Origin of the sequence: Agrobacterium leguminum, assembly GCF_015704895.1 — a bacterium.
Lineage (GTDB): Bacteria > Pseudomonadota > Alphaproteobacteria > Rhizobiales > Rhizobiaceae > Agrobacterium > Agrobacterium leguminum.
The window spans coordinates 92,926-110,627 of the sequence record NZ_JADQWB010000014.1; the positions used below are offsets into that span (position 1 = coordinate 92,926).

The 17,702-nt window shown below is 58.2% G+C and carries 13 protein-coding genes; 4 read left to right on the forward strand and 9 right to left on the reverse strand.

The window, feature by feature from the left end; genetic code table 11:
* Window positions 1-16 precede the first annotated feature (16 nt).
* Window positions 17-616 carry an NADPH-dependent F420 reductase gene (locus I3J13_RS18920; protein ID WP_196379782.1) on the forward strand — a complete coding sequence of 200 codons (600 nt, stop codon included), beginning with the start codon at window positions 17-19 and terminating at the stop codon, window positions 614-616.
* A gap of 429 nt (window positions 617-1,045) precedes the next feature.
* Here I3J13_RS18920 and I3J13_RS18925 read toward each other — a convergent pair whose 3' ends face one another.
* From I3J13_RS18925 to I3J13_RS18945, 5 genes are all read right to left on the reverse strand, one after another.
* Window positions 1,046-2,125, reverse strand: coding sequence for a quaternary amine ABC transporter ATP-binding protein (locus tag I3J13_RS18925; RefSeq protein WP_196379783.1), 1,080 nt, complete (start codon window positions 2,123-2,125; stop codon window positions 1,046-1,048).
* The gene (locus tag I3J13_RS18930; protein WP_174057398.1) at window positions 2,118-3,005 is read right to left on the reverse strand and encodes an ABC transporter permease; all 888 of its coding nucleotides are present in this window, start codon (window positions 3,003-3,005) and stop codon (window positions 2,118-2,120) included. The genes I3J13_RS18925 and I3J13_RS18930 overlap by 8 nt, the downstream gene beginning before the upstream one ends.
* Window positions 3,006-3,093: 88 nt before the next feature.
* Window positions 3,094-4,095, reverse strand: coding sequence for an ABC transporter substrate-binding protein (locus tag I3J13_RS18935; protein WP_174057399.1), 1,002 nt, complete (start codon window positions 4,093-4,095; stop codon window positions 3,094-3,096).
* 115 nt (window positions 4,096-4,210) lie between these two features.
* Window positions 4,211-6,724: a CoA transferase gene (locus I3J13_RS18940; protein ID WP_196379784.1), complete on the reverse strand. Its 2,514-nt coding sequence runs from the start codon at window positions 6,722-6,724 to the stop codon at window positions 4,211-4,213.
* 25 nt (window positions 6,725-6,749) lie between these two features.
* The gene (locus I3J13_RS18945) at window positions 6,750-8,438 is read right to left on the reverse strand and encodes a GMC family oxidoreductase (protein WP_196379785.1); all 1,689 of its coding nucleotides are present in this window, start codon (window positions 8,436-8,438) and stop codon (window positions 6,750-6,752) included.
* Between the two features lie 160 nt (window positions 8,439-8,598).
* Between I3J13_RS18945 and I3J13_RS18950 the strand changes: the two genes are divergently transcribed.
* From I3J13_RS18950 to acuI, 3 genes are all read left to right on the forward strand, one after another.
* A complete protein-coding gene (locus I3J13_RS18950; protein ID WP_196379786.1) occupies window positions 8,599-9,528 on the forward strand; it encodes a LysR family transcriptional regulator in 930 nt (309 codons plus the stop codon).
* Window positions 9,529-9,666: 138 nt separating this feature from the next.
* Window positions 9,667-10,329, forward strand: a complete 663-nt coding sequence (acuR, locus tag I3J13_RS18955; RefSeq protein WP_196379787.1) for an acrylate utilization transcriptional regulator AcuR — start codon at window positions 9,667-9,669, stop codon at window positions 10,327-10,329.
* Window positions 10,330-10,341: 12 nt separating this feature from the next.
* Entirely contained in the window at window positions 10,342-11,322 is a 981-nt protein-coding gene (gene acuI / locus I3J13_RS18960) for an acrylyl-CoA reductase (NADPH) (RefSeq protein WP_196379788.1), read from the forward strand.
* Window positions 11,323-11,673: 351 nt separating this feature from the next.
* Here the strand turns inward: acuI and I3J13_RS18965 are convergent, their stop codons facing one another.
* From I3J13_RS18965 to I3J13_RS18980, 4 genes are all read right to left on the reverse strand, one after another.
* Complete coding sequence (locus tag I3J13_RS18965; protein WP_196379789.1) at window positions 11,674-12,486, reverse strand: oxidoreductase; 813 nt, start codon at window positions 12,484-12,486, stop codon at window positions 11,674-11,676.
* A gap of 233 nt (window positions 12,487-12,719) precedes the next feature.
* Window positions 12,720-13,307 carry a glutathione S-transferase family protein gene (locus I3J13_RS18970; RefSeq protein WP_196379790.1) on the reverse strand — a complete coding sequence of 196 codons (588 nt, stop codon included), beginning with the start codon at window positions 13,305-13,307 and terminating at the stop codon, window positions 12,720-12,722.
* A gap of 144 nt (window positions 13,308-13,451) precedes the next feature.
* Window positions 13,452-16,565: an efflux RND transporter permease subunit gene (locus I3J13_RS18975; RefSeq protein ID WP_196379791.1), complete on the reverse strand. Its 3,114-nt coding sequence runs from the start codon at window positions 16,563-16,565 to the stop codon at window positions 13,452-13,454.
* Window positions 16,565-17,674, reverse strand: coding sequence for an efflux RND transporter periplasmic adaptor subunit (locus tag I3J13_RS18980; RefSeq protein ID WP_059756128.1), 1,110 nt, complete (start codon window positions 17,672-17,674; stop codon window positions 16,565-16,567). Before I3J13_RS18980 ends, I3J13_RS18975 begins: the two co-directional genes overlap by 1 nt.
* Between the last annotated feature and the right edge of the window lie 28 nt (window positions 17,675-17,702).

The window sequence follows — 17,702 nt, forward strand, 5'->3', positions numbered from 1 at the left end:
TTAAAGGAGAACCAGCATGTCCATCGGTATCATTGGAGCCGGCAATATCGGCTCGGCCTTCGCCCGCGCCCTTGCTCGCAACAGCATGTCCGCAACCATTGCGAACAGCCGCGGCCCGGCCTCGCTTGCCGCACTCGAAACGGAACTGAAGCCTTTCATCAAGGCGGGCACACTTGAAGGAGCGGCCAGCGCCGACATCGTGCTGGTCGCCGTCAACTGGTCGAAGCTGCCGAAGGCGCTCGCCAGTCTGCCGGACTTCGGCGGCCGCATCGTCATCGACGCCAACAATCCTATCGAAGCGCCGCTGTTCAAGCCGGCCGAGCTGAATGGCCGTCTTTCCACCGAGGTCTTCGCCGATCTCGTTCCCGGCGCCCGTGTCGTCAAGGCATTCAACCATCTGCAACCGCACCTGATATCCGGCGATCCCAAAGCCGAGGGTGGCTCACGCGTCCTGTTCTATTCCGGTGACGACGCACGTGCGAAGGCGGAAGTCGGTGCGCTGATCTCCAGACTCGGCTTCACCGGCATCGATCTCGGCTCGGTCGCGGTCGGCGGCAAACTGGTGCAGTTCCCCGGCGGTCCGCTCCCCGCCCTCAACCTCGTCAAGTTCGGTTGAAACATCGCAGGCGAGCCGGGAAAGATATTCCCTTTGCCGGTTCGCCCTAACGGGCGACCCGTGTAGGATGTTCGCCGTGAGCAGCGATGGTTGTCAATGACGCTATGGATTGACCGGGACCGAATGGGGTCCAGCACCTTATTTTCAATGAATCGCGGACCCTCGCGATAACATCGGCAGGAAGAAGGGCGCGAGGGTTGTGGGTGGTTCGATGCTGTCCGCCAGTCCGCATGTGGCGACGACACCGCAATAGCGCATCGACGCTGGGCGTCGTTGTGAAACTTCGAACCGCCGGTGACGCGCCAGCGATCGCCAGCGCGTCCTTGTCGTCAAGGTTACCATGCCAAATCCACCAATACGTCGCCTTCCGGCAATGCGAGGTGCGGATTTTCGAAAGTCTGGATGAATGCCGGCTTTTCTCTCTTTTGTCTACGCGACTTTCTTTATGTCGGATGTCGTGCACGCCACTTGCGAATTGACCATAGCATCAACCGCCTGTCGAAGCGTCAGCACAGCTATCGTACGCCCTTCTTCATCGACGACCGCGGTTTCGCTCTCGCCCGCCGACGTCATCGCCCTCGCAGCTTCCTCCAGCGTTGCACCAACCGGGACAGAAATCCTCAGATCACGAAGTTGGTCTGTCACCGCCGTAGCGACCGTTTCGGCTTTGATGACGCGCGCACGATTCACTTCCCGGACGAAGCTGGCGATATACTCATCAGCGGGCTTCATCACGATATCCTGACCGGTGCCCTGCTGCACGACTTCCCCATCCCGTAGGATTGCTATGCGGTCACCAAGCCTGAGCGCCTCGTCGAGGTCGTGCGTAATAAACACGATAGTTTTCTTGATCTCTTTCTGCAGGTCGAGGAGCACGGTCTGCATGTCGACGCGGATGAGTGGGTCGAGCGCGGAAAACGCCTCGTCCATCAGCAGGATCGGCGCATCGTTTGCAAGCGCACGGGCAAGGCCAACCCGCTGTTGCATTCCGCCCGAAAGCTGATTTGGGTATCTGCTCTCGAAACCCTTGAGCCCCACGCGCTCAATCCAGCGCATGGCGCAGTCAACCTGACGATTACGCGGCGCTCCCTGTATCTCAAGCCCGTATAAAGTGTTTTCGAGAACGTTTCGGTGCGGGAGCAGCGCGAATTTCTGGAACACCATGGCGGTCTTATGCCGACGGAATTCTCGCAACTGCGCGGCGTCCATCTTCACGACGTCCTCATCACCGATAATCACCTCACCCGACGTGGGATCAATGAGGCGGTTGATGTGGCGAATGAGCGTCGACTTTCCTGAACCGGAAAGTCCCATAATCACCTGGATGCCACCGGCAGGCATCGAGATGTTGATATCACGGAGCCCAAGAACATGGCCATGTTTTTCGTTCAGTTCCGTCTTCGTCACGCCCTGCTCGACAAGCTTGACGCAGTCGGCGCTGTTAGGGCCAAAAATCTTGTAGAGCTTTTTGATTTCGATGCCGAAGCCACCCACTTTGCGATTACCCATGGACCATCTCCCGATGCTTTTGAAGGCGCGCGCCGAAAGCCTGGCTGACGCGGTCGAAGATGATCGCGATGCCGACGATGGCGAGGCCGTTGAAGATGCCGAGCGTGAAGTACTGATTCGAGATAGCCTTCAGCACCGGCTGGCCGAGGCCCTGCACCCCGATCATCGAGGCAATGACCACCATGGCGAGCGCCATCATGATCGTCTGGTTGATACCGGCCATGATCGTCGGCAGCGCGAGCGGCAACTGCACGTTCTTCAGCTTCTGCCAGTTCGATGAGCCGAAAGCGTCGGCAGCCTCCAAAACGTCTCTGTCGACCAGGCGTATGCCGAGATTGGTGAGACGGATCATCGGCGGAATGGCATAGATCACGACAGCGATCAGGCCGGGCACCTTGCCTATACCAAGCAGCATGACCACGGGGATGAGATAAACGAAGCTCGGCATGGTCTGCATGACGTCGAGGATCGGATTGACGATGCTCTGCACTCTCTCCGAACGTGACATGACTATGCCAATAGGAATACCGACGACGATCGACAGCACCGTGCAGACGAAGATCATCGACACCGTCTTCATCGTGTCGTCCCACATGTCGAAATAACCGATGAGCAGAAGCGTCACGATTGTTCCTGCCACGATCTTCCAGTTGCGGCTGGCGAGCCACGCGATGGCGGCGATGAGAAACAGAATGATTGGCCACGGCGTTTTCGTCATGAAACGCTCCGACCAGATCAAAAAGTGCTGTAACGGCTCGAACATCTTTTCAAAACCGCCACCATAGGCCCGCGTGAAACCGCGAAACCCTTCGTCGATTGCCTTCTTGAGATCGCGCAAAGACGCGTCATCCATGTGTGGAAAGCTGAATAGCCACTCCAAAACCTATCCTCCTCGATAATGGTAGGCACGTTCCCTCACGCGCCGCTCGTTGCCGGCGCGATACCCGCCAGCAACGTCTTGGACGAGATCAGAGCGCAGCCTTGATCTTCGCGGCTGCCTCAGGCGTTACCCATGCTCCCCACATGGCCTCGTTTTCTTTGAGAAAGTGCTTTGCACCCTCATCGCCGCTGGCTTGGTTGTCGGTCATCCAGGCCATGAGCTTGTTCACCGTCGCGTTGCTCCAGGCACGCTTGTTGAGATATTCCATGACGTCGCCACCGGCGCGCTCGGAGAAGGACTTGGTCACCAGTGTCTGTACGGTATCCTTCGGCCAGTCGTTCTTTTTCGGGTCTGGGCAATCGGCGACGGTGTTGCACCGCTTCCACTCGGCAGCGTCATAGGGCACGCCATATTCGACCTTCACCATTTCGTACTTGCCAAGAAGTGCTGTCGGAGCCCAGTAGTAGCCAACCCAGCCCTCCTTTCGCTCATACGCCTTGGCGATGGAGCCGTCGAGACCGGCGGCGGACCCGGTATCGACGAGGGTGAAGTTCGCCGCCTTACCGCCATAAGCCTTGTAGAGTTGCGAGGTCACGACTGTTCCGCCCCAGCCTTGCGGACCATTGTGGATCGCGCCCTTGGATTTGTCTTCGGGATCCGGGAAAAGTTCCGGGTGCTTAAGGACGTCATCGATCGTCTTGATGTCCGGATGCGCGTCAGCGAGGTACTTCGGCATCCACCAGCCCTGCACCGCGCCGTCCGTCAGAACCGTCGACGCGACCACGAGCTTTCCGTTTTTCACCCCGGCGTTGACGACATCGGGCAAAAGATCGACCCATCCTTCAGGCGCAATGTCGGGTTGCCCTTTTTCGGTCATTGACGTGATCGTCGGGACCGTGTCGCCCTGTATGATTTCGGCGTTGCAACCGTAGCCCTCGGTCAGGATAAGCTTGTCCAGACTGGCAAGCACTTCAGCGCTCTGCCAGTTCATACTGGCGATGGTGACATCACCGCAATCGGCCGCCTGCGCTGAACCGCCGAAGGTCAGCATCACTGCTGCAAGGCATGTCGAGGCGAAGAATTCTTTCATGGCACTTCCTCCCTGGTGCGATGTTGAATATCTAACCCGTCAATGCCATCGCGCACTTCGGCGGGTCGAAAGCGACTTCGGTATCCTCCTCAGAACCCGGAGCCGCCGTTTGCTGTCAGCTCGGCAGATACTCCGTGCTCCAGCTCTGGCTCGCAACACCGTCCTCAAGGAGCTTCTCGATCTCTTTTTCCGTATAGCCGACCTCTTCGAGAACCTTGACGGTTGAGGCACCGTATTTTTCCGCCGGTGGCGGAGAGACGATCGAGCTGCGGCTGGGGCGAATGGCGCAGGGATCAAGCTGCGTCACGACGTGGCCGCTTGGATGGTCTGCATAAGTGGAGAAGGAATAACTTCCTCTGTCTATACCGTTCGTTCCGTCGGCTTGCCGCGAATAGCGGGATCTCAAAGCATCGATATTGTCACAAATCACCGCTCCGAAACCTTCCCGTTGGAGCTTCTCCAACCACGATTGAGAGGTATCGCCGGCAAAAATATTGGAAAGAAACGCGTCGCGTTCGTCTTTCGGCAGACTGGCTATTCCTTTGAAGTCGTCCAGGCAGTCAAGCTTCGGCACATCCTGCTCATTTGAGCTGAACAACAGATAGTCGCCGGAAGCGGTATAATAAAAGCGGGTTAGAGCATCATATCCCGCCACGTCCCGACCGGCAGGTTCGTTGAAGAGACCTCTACCGCGATAGTCATAGGAGAATGGAATCTGGAGGAGCCCACTGTTTGCAGACAGAGACGTCCGTCCGCGACCAACCCGGCCGGTCCTCAGTTTCTGGTAAAGGGCCGCCGCAACCCCCAGTGCACCGCCGAATCCACACATAACGTCGATCGTACCGACATGCGCATGTTCTTCCGGTTCGTGCATCGAGCCACCGAAACGGAGCATGATGCCGGTCGCTGCCTGGACCAGGTCGTCATAACCGACATAATCGGTCCTCGGGCCACGGCTCACGCCGCTAAAGCAGTCGAGTTTACAGAAAATGGCATCCGGGTTGATCGTTTTCAGCGTCTCGGCATCAAGTCCCATAGTGAGTATCTGATTGTCGGGCGCATTCCAGACGATGACATCGACCGACTTTATCAGCGCCTCGAGCGCCTTTTTACCCTCGGGCGCTTTTATGTCGATGAGCGCCGATTGTTTTCCGCGCATGTGCGACATACCGAAAATCACAGTATTCCAGCAATCGTAAAGAGGCGAGGCAGGATCAAGCTTGATCACTTCTGCACCGAAACGTGCCAGATAATAAACAGAATGCGGACCGGCGATCACATTGCAAAGGTCGAGCACACGAACGCCCTGTAGCCAACCGCTGCGATCATCGGGATTGGTTATGCGTGGAAGTTCGGTCTTCTCATTCTTCAGCAGGGATAACGCGGTCGAAAACTCGACCCACCGCCGGGGCATTGGAGACAGCGCTTCAGCGCCGCTTTCCTCGAGCCAGACGACCGGACCAGGCTGGATCATGGTCCCATATTCCGGGTCCTTGACATCGATCATAAGGCCCGCCGTCTCAGCGTGGTCGTCGTTGATCCACTCCTGCAGCCAGCGCTGCGGAGCGCCGGGAAAGCCGCCGCGCCCGAATATGCGCTCCCACTCCTTGGCGGTCCGGGTAATGAACACCTCCTTCATTCTTGCCGCGATCTTGTCGGCCCAGAACTTGGGCAACGGGTATACGCCGAGCGACACGTCGGATTTCCATTCAGAGGTCGGAAGGTATGTATCTTCCTCCTCCGTCAGCCCGTCGGCCACGAGCTCTTCGTAGATGCCGAGCGCTTGCAGGCAGCGCTTCGCGTGGTTCTTGTGGCTGGGGCAAACGACGTAAAACATCCGTCCGTCCTTGCAGAGGTAGCTTCTGTAAAACGGATCCAGAAGTTCCTGCAGGTCCTCGTAGCTCAGGTTCATCGGCAGGCCTTCGGCGCGGCGGCGGGCGATTTCCTGCTCGCGCTGCGTGATATACCGATCCGGGAGCCCTTCGATCTTGATCGAGTTGTAGCACAGTCCTTCCATGACGGCGCTGGCAAGCGGCACCTCGATGTGATCGCCAAGCCCCGTGCGCTCACGCGCCTGCAAGGCGAGGACTGTTGCAGACGACGCCAGCATGGCGCCATAGGCCGAGGCCAGCGGCAGCGGGGAGAAGGACGGGTTGACGCCCATGAGCACCCGATTGAGGCCCATATCCGTAAAAACGCCGGAGCTTGCCGCGATAACGCTTTCATAGGCGCGCAGCTCGCGTCTTTCCTCGTCGTTCGAAGCAAAGCCGGGGATCGAAAGAGTGATCAACTCCGGTCGTTCCTGCCTGAGCGCTGGAAAATCTATTCCGAGCGCTGCCAGCTTGCCCGGGCGGAAGTTCTCGATGACGATGTCGGCTTCCGCGATGAGCGCCAACGCCTGCTGGACGCCCTCAGGCACCTTCAGATCGATGTTGACGATGGCTTTGTTGCGATTGAGCGTTGCATTGGCGGGGCTCTGCCACAACGGGCCGCCGGGGGGATCGATATGCACGACGGTGGCACCCAGATCGCCAAGGATCATGGCGACGGCGGGGCCGGCGATATATTGCCCGAAATCAACCACCCGAACGCCGGAAAGCGGAAGGGTGGAACGTGCGGTCGATGTCATCTCTTTGAACCTCCCCAAGAATTCTCTATGCGTGTGCGTCGGCAATGATCCAGCCGGCCGCCTTTTCGGCAATCATAAGCGTCGGTGCGTTGGTGTTGCCGCTTGTGATCTTCGGCATGATGCCCGCATCGACAACACGCAGGCCTTCGACGCCACGCAACCTCAAACGGCTGTCCACCACGGCCTTGGGGTCGTCACCGCGACCCATCTTGGTCGTACCAACAGGGTGGAAAATGGTATTGGCGATATCGCCCGCCAGCCGCGCCAGTTCCTCATCGCTCTGGAACTGCGGGCCCGGCTTCCATTCCTCCGGCCTGTATTTCGCCAATGCCGGCTGCGACACGATCTTACGGACCTGCCGAAGGCTTTGGGCTGCAATCCTGCGATCTTCGTCCGTGCTGAGATAATTCGGCGCAATGGCCGGCGCGTCAGACACCTTGTTAGAGCGAATACGCACGCTTCCCACGCTCGATGGATTGAGATTGCAAACACTGGCGGTGAAGGCGGGGATGTTGTGCAACGGCTCGCCGAAGGCGTCGAGGCTGAGCGGCTGGACGTGATACTCCAGATTGGCATGGGCCTGGCTTTCATCTGAACGCGTGAAGGCACCGAGTTGCGAGGGCGACATGCTCATCGGACCACTGCGCTTCAACGCATATTCGAGCCCGATCATTGCTTTACCAAAAACGCTGTTGGCGAGCGTATTGAGCGTTTTCGCATTACCGACCTTGAAGACTGCACGAATTTGCAGATGGTCCTGAAGATTTTCACCGACACCTGGCAGGTCGTGTTCGACCTCAACGCCGTGACGATTCAGCAGTGCCGCGGGCCCGATGCCCGATAATTGCAGGATTTGCGGCGATCCGATTGCACCTGCAGAGAGAATAACCTCTCCGCGCGCGCCAACCTCCACGCTCTGCCCGTGGCGCTCAACCATGACACCGATGCACCGTTTGCGACCGGATGCCTCGTTTGCAAGGATCAAACGTTCGACATTGGATTGCGTCCAGATCGTCAGGTTGGGGCGGTTCCGCGCCGGGCGCAGGAAAGCCTTTGATGTGTTCCAGCGCCAGCCGGAGCGCTGGTTGACCTCGAAATAGCCGACGCCCTCATTGTCGCCGCCGTTGAAATCGTCGGAGCGCGGAATCCCCGCTTCCACGGCGGCCTCCGCGAAGGATTCGAGAATGTCCCATTTCAGACGCTGCTTCTCGATCCGCCATTCGCCGCCATGGCCATGCATGTCGGAGAACCGGCTGTTGTCGCCGGTCTTCGGATCCGCGCCATCGTCCAGCCGGTAATGATCCTCATGCGCCTTGAAATCGGGCAGGCAATTTTGCCAGGACCAGGCATCATCGCCGGTTGCCGTTGCCCACCCGTCAAAATCGCGCGCCTGACCACGCATATAGATCATGCCGTTGATCGACGAGCAGCCACCAAGCGTCTTGCCGCGGGGATAGCGCAGCGAGCGGCCGTTCAATCCGGCGTCCGGCTCGGTTTTGTAAAGCCAGTCCGTGCGTGGGTTGCCGATACAATAAAGATACCCGACCGGGATATGTATCCATGGATAGTCGTCCTTGCGGCCGGCTTCCAGCAACAGAACACGTTTTGACGGGTCACGACTGAGGCGATTGGCGAGCAGGCAGCCTGCGGAGCCACCGCCAACAATGATGTAGTCAAAAACGTCGCGGAAAGCGCCGGAACCACCATTCCTCATTGGGTTGCCCCCCAATCGCGATGGAACACGACATAATTATAAGACTGGACACTTTGCCGTGGCATGCAATGCTCCCTCCCTGCTTTAATTAGATGCATAGCCAACATTGGCTCGTAAAATCCAATGACAAATTCAACCGAGCATTATAAGTGAAATTAATATGCTGGAAGGTATCGATCTGAGAACATTGCGGGCGTTTGTTACCGTGGGGCGAGAAGGGAACGTCACCCGCGCCGCCGAGCAACTGCATGTGACGCAGCCGGCGGTGACGCTTCAGCTGAAACGCTTGGCCGCTGACACCGGGCTAACCCTGTTCCGGCGGACCTCGACGGGTTTGGAATTGACACAGGAAGGTGCGCTGTTGGCTGCAAAAGCCGAGCAAGTGCTGGCGGCGCTGACGGACTTCGGTCAGACGGCCGGTAATTTATCGACGCGGGTCCGAGGCAAATTGCGGATCGGCACGATCATCGATCCCGAATTCACACGGCTGGGCGCGTTTCTCAAAGCGCTTATTGAAAGCGGACCGGGCATAGAAACAACGCTGCGTCACGGGATGAGCGGTGATGTGCCGGAGAGGCTCAAGCGCAACGAGCTCGACGCCGGTTTCTATCTCGGTGACCCACGGGACTATGACCCGTCGCCCGACATCACTGGAGAGAATACCGCATCACTTTTCTACGCTCGCTCACTTGCCCAATTGACCTATTGCGTCGTCGCTCCGCCATCGCTCGCAAGCTTTGTGCGAGGAGCCGATTGGTTACAGCTTGCCTCCCTCCCATGGATCGGCACCCCACCCGCATCGGTCCATAACCGGATGCTGGCCCGGCTGTTCACCGATCTTGGCGTTCGCCAACATATTGTCGCCCAGGTGGATCAGGAAGCGTCAATGATCGCCATGACGCGCACGGGGGTCGGACTAAGCCTTTGCCGGGAATCGATTGCCCTGCATGAACAGCAGTCTCATGGACTGGTCATCGCGGACAATGTGAAGCTCTCGACGACCTTGAGTTTCCTTTGCCTCGAAGCGCGTATGGGCGATCCTTCTATCATCGCGGCATTCGACGCAATTAGACGAGTTTGGGTCCAGTAGGCCGGGTTGTCGGTCAATGGTGCCTGAGGCCTGTTTCAGAAACACGTGATCTCCGTCGGCCTGTCAACGGTAAGAAGCGAGACGATCAGTCCTGGTTTCCTGTCTTGATTTAATAGACGTATCGGTCTATTAAAAGACATGCCTCACGAAGTTTCCTCAGCCCCCCAGAGTCAAAAGCCAAGGCGCGGTCGCCCGCGTCTTGCGCCGGAGGAATCGACAAGACGGCAAAATCTCATAAGAGCCGGGCTCGAGCACTTCACCGAGAAGGGCTATTCCGCGGTCGGCATCGATGAGATCCTGAAGGCTGCCGGCGTGCCAAAGGGTTGCTTCTACCATCATTTCAACAGCAAGGCCGATTTCGGCCTCGCGCTCGTTGCGGCATATAACGACTATTTTGTTGAGCTGCTCGACCAAACCCTTCTCCAGGAAGCACGGGCACCCCTCGATCGGCTGCGAGACTTTACGGCAAGGGCGGAGGAAGGCATGGCTCGTCATGGCTTTAGACGCGGCTGTCTCGTCGGCAATCTGGGACAAGAGATGGGGGCGTTGCCAGACGATTTCCGCGCCGCGCTGACCGGAACTCTGGAGGGTTGGCAGGCGCGCACGGCGCATGTGCTGCGCCAGGCGCAAGCGGAGGGTGCGATCAGTCCCGGGCAGAACGCGGATATCCTTGCCGAGACCTTCTGGATCGGTTGGGAAGGTGCAGTGCTTCGCGCCAAGCTTGAGCAGCGCCCGGATCCCCTCCGCCGCTTCGCCATGACGTTTTTTAGTCTCATTGAAAGCCGATCTCTTCAACCTTGAAAGGAACCCGCTGTGAAGGCCATCCTGATTGAGAATGTCGACGATAAACAGACGGTATCACTAACACACGTCGATGAAGCCCACCTGCCTGAAGGCGAGGTGCTGGTAGACGTTTCCTACTCGACTCTCAATTACAAGGACGCGCTTGCGATCACTGGCAAGGCACCTGTGGTGCGGCTCTTCCCCATGGTGCCGGGCATAGATTTCACCGGCACGGTCGCAGAGAGCAACAATCCGGACTTCAAGGCCGGAGACCGGGTTATCCTCAATGGCTGGGGCGTCGGCGAAACCCATTGGGGTGGATTGGCCGAGCGCGCTCGCGTTAAAGGAGACTGGCTGGTGCCATTGCCTGATGGCATCAATTTTCGGCAAGCTGCTGCGGTCGGAACCGCCGGCTATACGGCGATGCTCTGCGTGCTGGCTTTGGAGCGGCATGGCATCACGCCCGAAAAGGGCGAAATCGTCGTGAGCGGCGCAGCTGGTGGCGTCGGTAGCGTCGCCACAGCGCTACTGGCGGCAAAAGGCTATGCCGTGGCAGCCGTCACCGGCCGCGCTTCTGAAACGAGCTATCTGCGCGAGCTCGGTGCGGCCTGTGTGATCGACCGTGCCGAGCTTACCGGAAAAGTAAGGCCGCTTGGCAAGGAACGTTGGGCCGGAGGGATCGACGTTGCAGGGAGCACCGTACTCGCCAATATGCTTTCGATGATGAGCTATCGCGGCGTGGTGGCGACCTGCGGCCTGGCGGCGGGCATGGATTTGCCCGCCTCTGTCGCCCCTTTTATCTTGCGCGGCGTGACTTTGGCGGGGGTCGATAGCGTGATGTGTCCAAAACCCGATCGTCTGGAAGCATGGTCACGGCTATCCACCGATCTCGACATGGGCAAGCTTGAGAAGATGATCACAACGGTGCCCCTTTCCGAAGTCGTTGAGACCGCGCCGAAATTTCTCGACGGGGCGGTGCGGGGGCGTATCGTGGTGCCGGTGGCGTGTTGATTGGACTGCCTTCTCGTAATTATCACAAGGACAGTGCCCCTTAAAGGGCGGAGCAGGTTTTCAGCTTACGGCTAAGCTCCTGAGCGGAATCAAACAGCCCTTCACCTAGATAATGACTTTGATGGAGCTCATTCGACTGGCGGCAATTTATCTCTGCAATGACAGCGAGTACCGTGACCCATGTCGGTCCGAGCGAACAAACATATTCTCGCCAGTGCGACCGACCGCTGCAGTGTGCGTGGCGGTCGGCGCGATTGTGGCACCCGGTCCATCATGACGATAGATGACATGAAGTTTCCGAATGCCGCATGCCCGATTTTGCGGGTTGTATCGCGCAAGCTCCACGAATGCTTACAGCTTGGAGAGCCCAAACGTCTTCCTAATGCCGCTATCCAATGCCTTGGCTGGAACAAACCGCTTCAGGCGACTCAGAAGCGTGGCCTGTTTTCCAACCGGCCTGCGCATTTTGTGAGGACCTGTGATTGCTGCCATGATTTCGGCAGCGACGGTCTGAGGACTGCTTGCTGTCTTAATGGCGGAAAGAACGGCCTCATTGGATTTGGCTAATTGATGAGCGTAGTCATCAATGCGCGTCTCCGTCTGCTTCGCATTGACATCAAGACTTGTCCTCGTGAACGTCGGCTCAACCAGGACGGAGCGAATGTTGAATTGCCGAACTTCATGGTCAAGCGTTTCAGACAGTCCCTCCAAGGCATGCTTGCTGCTGGCATAAAGGCCCATATAAGGTGCGGGGAGGAAGCCGAGAACCGAGCTGACATTGACGATCAGACCGGACTTCTGCTGCCGCATCGCGGGCAATACCGCTCGTATCATGCGCAGTGGGCCAAAGACATTGGTTTCAAAAAGGGCCTTCGCCTCATCGTCCGACGTGCTTTCGACCGGCCCGACAAGAGAGACGCCTGCATTGTTCACCACGACATCAATCCGACCAGAACGGGACAGAACCCAATCGACGAATTGCCTCACCGACTCGTCATTGTCCACATCGAGACGTCCGTACTCGACACCAGGAACCGGTCCACTTTTGTCCGGATTGCGCGATCCTGCAAACACCTTGAACCCGTTCTGTGACAGCAACCTCACGGTCGCCTGCCCGATACCGGAGGATGCTCCGGTCACCACAACAATCTTGTCTGTCGACATCTACGCTCTCCAAAATTAGCGTTGGACTAGAAATCAATTTAGATTTCGTTTGTAATCTATAACTAAGTTAGATTGCAAGCGAAATAAAACGTATTTGCAGAAATTGAGGATTCAGATGGTCAGCCCACACGACACGTGGGGTGAGTCGCCTCGACGCGGGAAACATCGGTCGAGTTAATGCGGCAGTTCTGGGCTGACGGGTGACAGGTTTGATGGATGCTTATGCCATCAAGTCACGCCGTTCGCCTGTCCACTGGGGGATTGCCGAGTGCGCGCTGGAAGGCGGATCGTTGCTCGCCTCTTTCGACGTAATCCTGCAAGCCTGGGCTATCCAGCAGGATATCCGAGTGTTTGAGCGGCCGCAGTACGCTTACCATCATAAGATCACCGGCGCCGAATTGAGCCCCCTCAAGCCATTCTTTCCCTGCAAGTACATCGCCCAGTTGCTGGAGCCGCTGACTGAGATGACCAACGCTGCCAGAGGCGATACAGGGTTCGATCGTATTGACCGCTGCAAACATCCACATGATGGAACGCGAGCGCGCATTCGCTTCATCGGGAAGGAGGCCGGCGAAACGCTGTGCTATGTGAAGCACGATCGCACCGGATTCGAAAAGAATGAGATCGCCCTCCTGGTAGATCGGCATCTGGCCGAATGGCTGCATTTCCAGATATTCGGGGCGGCGCATCTCGGAAAAAGTCAGGTGCCGTAGAGTGTAAGGCTGGCCGACTTCCTCGAGAGCCCACCTGACGCGCATATCCCGGTGATATCCTTTACCCCCGTCCGGAGGATGTTTGAAAATGGATACGACAGGGTTCATGTCAAGGCCTCCTCATTGGCAGGATTGAAGCGGGACGAAGGCATGGCTTCCAGAAGGGTCCAGTAGGCACGCAAAACACACGCCACCTCTCGCCAAGCAGTATGATCCCTCCGCAGCATCATCTGCTGCGGAGGGACGGGTTGGCTATTCCGCAGCAAGCGAATGCTGAGCTGTTTCCGCGTTTCCGTGCTCCGTCGAATCCATGTCTGCCTTGGGTGGCTTGATGCGGAACCATGCAGCATAGAGTGCCGGCAGGAAGAGCAGGATGATGAGCGTGCCCACCGCGGTTCCGCCGATAAGTGTGTAGGCCATCGAACCCCAGAAAACCGAATGCGTCAGAGGAATGAAGGCGAGGACCGCGGCAAGCGCTGTCAGGATGACGGGCCTCGTTCGCTGCACCGTAGCCTCAATCACGGCATGATAGTCGTCCAGACCCGCGGCCTTGTTCTCCTTGATCTGCTCGGTGAGGATCAACGTGTTGCGCATGAGGATGCCCGCCAGGCCGATAAGACCCAGGATCGCGTTAAACCCGAAAGGCTGGTTGAACAGGATCAGGGTCGGCACGACGCCTGCAAGACCGAGCGGTGCTGTCAGCATCACCATCGTCATCGTCGACAGGCTGCGTACCTGAAGGATGATGACGATCAGGGTCGCTGCGATCATCAGTGGGAACACCTTCACCAGAGCAGTATTCGCCTTGAGGGACTCCTCGATATTGCCGCCCATCTCGATTGTGTAGCCAGCAGGCAGAGATGCAACGAGTGGCTGAAGAGCAGTCATCACCTGTTGCGAAACCTCCGGCGGTTGGGTCGCCTCGTTGATGTCGGACCGGACCGTCACCACAGGCATTCTGTCACGACGCTTGAGGATCGGCTCTTCGAAGCGCACCTCCGTGTGGCCGATCTGATCGAGCGGGATCGCACGGCCATCTCTTGTCACGAGCGAGAAGTCGGCTAGCCTTGCAGGATCGAGGCGGATTTCACCGGCACTTCTCGCCACGACAGGAACGTTTCGGATGTTCTCGCGGACTTGCGTGACGGGAACACCACTCAGCAGGAGCTGTATCTGCTGGGCAGCCTCGGCGGACGACATGCCGATGAGGTTCAGCCGATCCTGATCAGGAACGAACCGGACGACAGGTGTGCGGTTACCCCAATCACGGTTGGCATTTCTCACGTCAGGTACCGAACTCATGAGAGCAAGTGCCTGCTCGGAGATTTTGTACAGCTCTTCCGCGTCCGGACCTTTGATCCGAAACTCGACGGGGAATGGCGTGTAGGGGCCAAAGACGAGTTGCGTGACACGTACGAATGCCTCGGGCGCCAGCCCTTGCGCAACGGCTTCCCGCAGACGAAGTTTCAGCACCTCACGCTCATGTGCGTCAGATGTCAGCACAACGATCTTCGCAAAGGCAGGATCGGGCAGTTCGGGCGCCATGGCGAAGAAGAAGCGGGGCGCACCCTGGCCGATGTAACTGGTCGCGATCTTCGCTTCGGGCTGCTGCTTCAACCAGGCCTCGAGCTTCTTGACCGTGGCGGTCGTCGTTTCGATGCTCGTGCCTTCAGGCAAGCGGACTTCGACAAGAACCTCAGGGCGGTCCGATGTGGGGAAGAACTGCTGCTTCACCGCACCCATCCCGACGACCGAGAGCGCCATGACGACGCCGACAATGGCGCAGGTCAGGAACTTGTGCTTGACGGTGAACTCGATCGCACCGCGCAGGCGTCTGTAGTTCGGCGTATCGTAAATCGCATGATGGCCACCTGCTACCGGCTTGATATCGGGCAACAGCTTTACGCCGAGATAGGGCGTAAAGATCACCGCCACGAACCATGAAACGATCAGCGCGAAACCGACGATCCAGAAGATATTGCCCGCATATTCACCCGCTGCAGAGGCGGCAAAACCGACCGGCATCAGGCCGATAATGGTCACAAGCGTGCCCGACAGCATCGGCGCCGCAGTGTGACTCCAGGCATAGGCAGCGGCCTTGATGCGGTCCATGCCCTCTTCCATCTTCACGACCATCACCTCGATGGCGATGATTGCGTCATCGACAAGCAGGCCAAGTGCCAGGATCAATGCACCGAGCGTGATGCGGTCGAAGAAGCGCCCCGTCTCGAGCATGATGATGAAGACGACAGCCAGCGTCAGCGGAACGGCCAGAGCCACAACGATGCCCACCCGCCAGCCGAGCGCAATGAGGCTGACAAAGAGCACCACGCCGAGGGCCATGGCGAACTTCACCATGAATTCACCCACCGCCGCCTCAATGTTGACAGCCTGATCGCTGACCTTCGTCAGCGTTATGCCAAGGGGTAACGACTGTGCGATCCGGCTGGAGCGCTCCTCGAGAGCCTTGCCAAGCTCCAGACCATTCCAGCCCTGTTGCATAACCACACCGAGCATAATGGCAGGCTCGCCGTCATGACGGATGACATAGCTTGCCGGCTCCTGATATCCTCGACGGACATCTGCAATATCCGACAGTTTGAGAACCCGGCCGGAAGCAACGATCGGCGTCTCGGCGATCGACTGGACGCTGTCGTAGGCGCCATCGAATCTGATGAACACCTGCGGACCCTGCGTGTCTATCGAACCAGCGGGCGTAACGGTATTGCGCCGTTGAAGGGCAGCGGCAATATCCTGAGGAGATATGCCGAGCGTGGCGAGTTTCTGATAGGAGAACTCTACGAATATCTGCTCCGGCTGTTCACCGAGAATATTGATTTTCTTGACGCCGGGAACATGAAGCATGTCCTGCCTGATCTTTTCGGCTTCCCGGACGAGATCACGCATCGGCATGCCCTGCGCCTTGAGAGCGTAGAGGCCGAAGCTGACGTCGGAATATTCGTCGTTCACGAACGGTCCCAGAACACCCTGCGGCAGGTTTCTGGCTTCATCGCCGAGCTTCTTGCGCGCCTGATAAAATTCTTCAGCGACGGCGCTTGGCGGCGTATTGTCCTTGAGCGTGACGGTAAGATAGGCAAAGCCGGGACGCGTCGTTGTCTCGACCCGGTCGTACCAGGCCAATTCCTGAATGCGCTTCTCCAGCGGCTCGGCAACGAGATCCTGCATCTCGCGCGCGGTTGCGCCCGGCCAGACAGTCGTGACCGTCAACGTCTTGATGGTAAAGGAGGGGTCTTCAGCGCGTCCCAGCTTGACGAAGGCATAGACGCCGGCAAGCGACAGAAGGACGATGAAGAACAGCGTCACGGCGCGTTCGCGAACCGCAAGGGCGGACAGATTGAGGTTCATCAGTTTGCCGCCTCTTTTGTAGCAACGCTGGTGCGAACTTGCGCTCCATCCTTCAGAAGATGTGCGCCAAGCGCAACGACCTCCTCTCCCGGCTTGACATTAGTGACAACCACATTCTCTTCGCTCACCCGCTCCACTTTCACATCACGAAACTTCACGACGGACGATTGCTGATCGATCACCCAGACGCCCGTCCGCGTCCCGTCATCCAACAGAGCGCCTATCGGCAGTTCCGCATGATTCTGCACATCCCTGTTCTCGATTTCGATGGTGACGGTCGCCCCCAGGGGCGCATTTGCAGCATTCCCTTCGAGCACCCAGCGCGTTTCATAGGTGCGGGTCTGCTGATCGGCAGAATCGGAAATCTGGCGCAGCTTGGCCTTTTCTGCATCGTTTCTGCCATAAACCGATGCGGAAGCCTGAGCTCCGATTTCAGGACGCATGGTTTCGGGAAGCCAGACAATCGCTTCGCGCGGACCAGACTTTGCGAGCCGGACAACCGGCTGCCCGGCGGTTACCACCTGGCCCGGTTCACCGAGCGTCTCGACAATGGTTCCATCTGCATCGGCAACAAGAACTGTATATCGGGCCTCGTTTTCGGCAACATTTGCCTCAGCCTGAGCGGCAGCCAACTGTGCCGTCGCCGTATCCAGCAGGGCCTTCGATCGTTCATATTGCTGCGTCGAGGCGGCAGAGGTCTTCACCAGCACGGCGAAGCGTTTCTCATCGGCTTTCGCTTGGACAAATGTCGCCTGTGCCGCAATGACGGCGTTTCGCTTGGCGGTCAGAGCAAGGCGAAGATCGGTCTCGTCAAGCCTCATCAATGGCTGTCCGGCGCTTACCTGCTCCCCGACGTCGACAAAACGTTCAACGATCTTGCCGGGAACGCGAAAGCCGAGATTACTCTGGACCCGGGCACCAACGGTCCCGGTAAAGCTGCTGCTCGAATTGCCAGGAAGCCTGGCCGTCGCGAGGTTGACCAGTGGCGCCAAGGTCCGGGGATCGGCAGCCTTTGCCTCTGGTGCCTGCGCCGGAAGCAGCAGTGCCGCGGCTCCGCCTGCGGCCAGCGCCAGCACTGCTGCTGCAGTGACAACAAGTTTCCGTTTCATTTCATCGTCCCTTCTTGACGGCTTGTTC

Coding starts and splice junctions, on each gene's coding strand:
- I3J13_RS18920 (WP_196379782.1), top strand. CDS start 17: ATGTCCATCGGTATCATTGGAGCCGGCAATATCGGCTCGGCCTTCGCC.
- I3J13_RS18925 (WP_196379783.1), bottom strand. CDS start 2,125: ATGGGTAATCGCAAAGTGGGTGGCTTCGGCATCGAAATCAAAAAGCTC.
- I3J13_RS18935 (WP_174057399.1), bottom strand. CDS start 4,095: ATGAAAGAATTCTTCGCCTCGACATGCCTTGCAGCAGTGATGCTGACC.
- I3J13_RS18940 (WP_196379784.1), bottom strand. CDS start 6,724: ATGACATCGACCGCACGTTCCACCCTTCCGCTTTCCGGCGTTCGGGTG.
- I3J13_RS18945 (WP_196379785.1), bottom strand. CDS start 8,438: ATGAGGAATGGTGGTTCCGGCGCTTTCCGCGACGTTTTTGACTACATC.
- I3J13_RS18950 (WP_196379786.1), top strand. CDS start 8,599: ATGCTGGAAGGTATCGATCTGAGAACATTGCGGGCGTTTGTTACCGTG.
- acuR (WP_196379787.1), top strand. CDS start 9,667: ATGCCTCACGAAGTTTCCTCAGCCCCCCAGAGTCAAAAGCCAAGGCGC.
- I3J13_RS18965 (WP_196379789.1), bottom strand. CDS start 12,486: ATGTCGACAGACAAGATTGTTGTGGTGACCGGAGCATCCTCCGGTATC.
- I3J13_RS18970 (WP_196379790.1), bottom strand. CDS start 13,307: ATGAACCCTGTCGTATCCATTTTCAAACATCCTCCGGACGGGGGTAAA.
- I3J13_RS18975 (WP_196379791.1), bottom strand. CDS start 16,565: ATGAACCTCAATCTGTCCGCCCTTGCGGTTCGCGAACGCGCCGTGACG.
- I3J13_RS18980 (WP_059756128.1), bottom strand. CDS start 17,674: ATGAAACGGAAACTTGTTGTCACTGCAGCAGCAGTGCTGGCGCTGGCC.